4 protein-coding genes are annotated in these 3,434 nt (G+C 67.4%); all 4 read right to left on the reverse strand.

The features are described from left to right. On the reverse strand, positions 1-1,207 hold a 1,207-nt coding region (locus AC08OQ_RS14355), incomplete at its 3' end, for an FAD-binding oxidoreductase (RefSeq protein ID WP_476612112.1). A 120-nt stretch (positions 1,208-1,327) separates the two neighbouring features. Then, a complete protein-coding gene (locus AC08OQ_RS14360; RefSeq protein ID WP_476600041.1) occupies positions 1,328-1,822 on the reverse strand; it encodes a transposase in 495 nt (164 codons plus the stop codon). A gap of 108 nt (positions 1,823-1,930) precedes the next feature. Further along, on the reverse strand, positions 1,931-2,737 hold the full coding sequence (locus AC08OQ_RS14365) for a class I SAM-dependent methyltransferase (protein WP_476612113.1): 807 nt from the start codon (positions 2,735-2,737) through the stop codon (positions 1,931-1,933). Beyond that, on the reverse strand, positions 2,734-3,351 hold the full coding sequence (locus AC08OQ_RS14370) for a thiamine pyrophosphate-dependent enzyme (protein ID WP_476604940.1): 618 nt from the start codon (positions 3,349-3,351) through the stop codon (positions 2,734-2,736). The genes AC08OQ_RS14365 and AC08OQ_RS14370 overlap by 4 nt, the downstream gene beginning before the upstream one ends. Positions 3,352-3,434 lie beyond the last annotated feature (83 nt).

Genomic DNA, 3,434 nt, shown 5'->3' on the forward strand with positions numbered 1-3,434 from the left:
GGGTCTGCGGGCCGGTGGGCAGCACCCGGGTGGCCCTCGTGCCCGCGGCGGCCGCCAACGCCCGGCCGGCCGCGAGCGTCTCCGCCGGGCTCGCCCCACCGACCTCGACGAACAGCCAGCCGGTGCCGGCGGGAAGCTCCGGTACGGCCCGCGGTCCCCGGTGCCGGCGCACGATGTCGACCAGGCGCGCGTCCATGCCCTCCACCGCCAGCGGAGCGTGCGGGAACAGCAGCGGCACGGCGTCCGCGGCGGCCGGCATGTCCGGATAGCCCAGCACGACCATCGCGGTCGCGGCCGGTCGGGGGACGAGGCGGACGGTCGCCCCGAGCACGACCACGCAGGTGCCCTCGGAGCCCACCAGTGCCTTCGCCAGGTCGCCGCCGCGTTCGGGCAGCAGGTGCTCCAGCGAGTAGCCGGAGATCTGGCGGGGGAACCTGCCGAGTTCGGTGCGCAGGACCGCCAGGTTGGCCCGGACGAGGTCGTCGAGCCCGGGGACTGCCGGATGCCCGGAGCCACCCGGGCCGACCCGCAGCCGACGTCCCGTGCCGTCGAGCACGTCGAGGTCGACGATGTTGTCGGCGGTCCGGCCGTAGGCGATCGCCCGTGCGCCGCAGGCGTTGTTGCCGATCATGCCGCCGATGGTGCAGCGGGCATGGGTGGAGGGATCCGGACCGAATCGCAGCCCGTGCCGGCCAGCCGCCGCCTGGAGGCTGTCCAGGATGACCCCGGGCTGCACGCTCGCGGTGCGGGCGGCCGGGTCCAGGGAGATGACGCGGTGCAGGTGGCGGCTGAGATCCATCACCACCCCGGGGCCCACGGCGTTGCCCGCGATGGAGGTACCCGCTCCCCGGGTGGTCAGCGGGGTCGCGGTGGACCGGCAAACCGCCACGATCGCCAGGATGTCCTCGACCTCCCGGGGGAACACCACGACCGCGGGTGGCACCCGGTAGTTCGAGGCGTCGGAGGAGTACTCGGCCCGGCGCCGGGCCGAGGCGTCGACCATGGGCCGGACCGCTCGATCATGATCCACACTGGTGCCAGCGACCATCGACCCGGCCGTGGTCGGTCGCTCCCCGAGCGCCGCCCGCAGCATCCGGGCCAGCTCCGCCCGGTCCCCGGCCCCTGTTCCGACCCCGGCCCGGTCACCGAGACGCCGAAACTGTCGGCGAAACTGCTCGACCCGCACGCGACGCTGCTCCCGCTGCACCCCACCATCCTCGCCACGGGCCGGGCCGGCCGCACCGGATCGGCCTGCCACTGTGGATCTTCAATGAGATCACCCTCCCGGAACCCGGGCACGGCACGGTCGGTGGCCTCCTTCGGCCGCTCACTGATGTTGACCATGCCGACGATCCTGCCCCCTGGTCACAGTGCTGCACGACTGGTTGACCCACCCAGTCCAGCCCTTGGGCAGCATGATCTCCAGCTCGGTTCGCAGTTCCCCACCGTCCTGCAGGCGGCTCCACTTGTAGATCGTCTCGTGGGACACGCGCATGCTCTCGTCATCGGGGAACTCCTTACGCAGTCTCTCGCTGATCCGTTTCGGGGACCACTTCTCGTCCAGGCCCGCGTTGACCTCGTCGCGCAACGGCGGCGACGCGACGAGTTTGCGTTCCTTCGGACGCGCGCGCATCGCGTCACAACGCGCCTGCGCGTCCGCCGCCCAGTATGCTTCCTCGCCGCCGTTACGCTCGATCTCCCGTGAAAGCGTCGAGTGATGCCGGCCGAGCATCTTCGCGATGATCCGCGCCGATTGGTTCCGACCCAGCTCTCGGGAAATTACCTCCCGCTCCTCGATTGTCAACTGCTCCCGCCGGCCCATCCACCATCAGTCCCTCGGCTCCACCATCCAGTCCCTCGACGCCAAAGCGATCATCATATCGAGACGTTGCTACGCCCATTTGACCCCGCCATGTCCATGGTCGACCGGTCAGCGCGCCTGGGCCCGTACAAGCAGATACTCAGCGTCGAGCTCGACCCGGTCCGCCACCACGGAATTCTCAGTGAAACAGCTCTCGATCTCCTGTCGCAATTCCCGCGCGGCCGGTGGGTCCAGCGAGATCAAGGCGGCGACGTGGGGCGGGGAGTAACGGAGGAAGAAGTCCGCGGCGGCCGCCGCTGTCGGGAAGGAGTACCTGATACACGCGGATATGCACTCGATGTCGTGAAAGTAGGGCGTGAGCCTGGGGAGCACGATGTCGCGCACTCCCCACTCATTGGGCTCGGGCAGGCTCTCGGGGAGGGGGAGGCGACGCTTTATGATCGCGTTGAGCCGGCCCATGAACCCGGTAGGGGTGAAGTTCGCCAGGCCAACCTGGCCGCCGGGCCGCAGCACTCGGTGGACCTCGGCGGTGGCCGCGTCGGGTCGCGGTGCGAACCAGATGCCGCAGGCGGAGAGAGCCACGTCGCAGCTGGCGTCCGACAAGGGAAGGTCCTCGGCATCGCCTTCGAGGACGGTGATCTCCAACCCGGCCTCCTGGGCCCGGGCCCGGGCCAGCTCCACCATCCGCGGCGTGATGTCGACGGCGGTGACCAGCGCGCCCCGTCGGCCCGCGGCTAGCGCTACGTTCCCGGTGGCGGTGGCCACGTCGACAACCCGCTGGCCCGCCCGCACTCCGGCCCAGTCGCACAGCGCTTCGGCAATGGGTAGCTGCCGGTCGGCGATCAGCTGGTAGTCCCCCATAGTCCAGATGATCCGACCGCGATTCTTGACGCCATGTGGGTCATCCGTCGTCATGGCATGCCTCCCGTCGATAGAGTGAGCGTTCCGTGATGTCGCGTGGCGGCTGAGCTGCAGGGCAAGGAAGAGTTATCGCGCGTCTCGTGACGAAGCTGAACAAGCATCACTCCTCCACCGAACGGGCCGGCAGTTCCATCACCAAAAAAGCTCAAACATACCTGACCTGTCTCGCGCATCTTCGCACTCAATCCTGCTCCAACCGCAATCGGCAAACTCCCACCAACAATCCCCGACTCACCAAGGCTGCCCACCGAGAAATCCGTCAGATGCAACGACCCACCCTTGCCCCGGCAGACTCCTGCTGACTTCCCAAGGAGCTCAGCCATCAACGGACCAAGTTGCGAACCTTTACCGATCAAATGGCCGTGCGACCGATGATAGCCGATCATATAGTCATCGCCGCGAAGAGCCATACACGCCCCAACAGCCGCGGCCTCATGCCCGATCGACGTATGAAGCCATCCAGGAAGCAAACCCTTCGCCTGCAACTCAATAGCACGCTCATCGAAGTGTCGAATACGCAGCATACGCCGCTGCATCTCGATCAAACTCTCACTGCTCAGAGTCGCATCTATAAGAGACTGGCCTATTTTTCCCCGGGCCGATTCCATAACCCCGATCCTATCTCTGTCTTCTACCGTTATGGCCATGTTCGGATGGACGAATGAAAGGTTGGCAAATCAAGCTAAGGGGA

The sequence above is a fragment of the Frankia sp. CcCS3 genome, assembly GCF_977927575.1.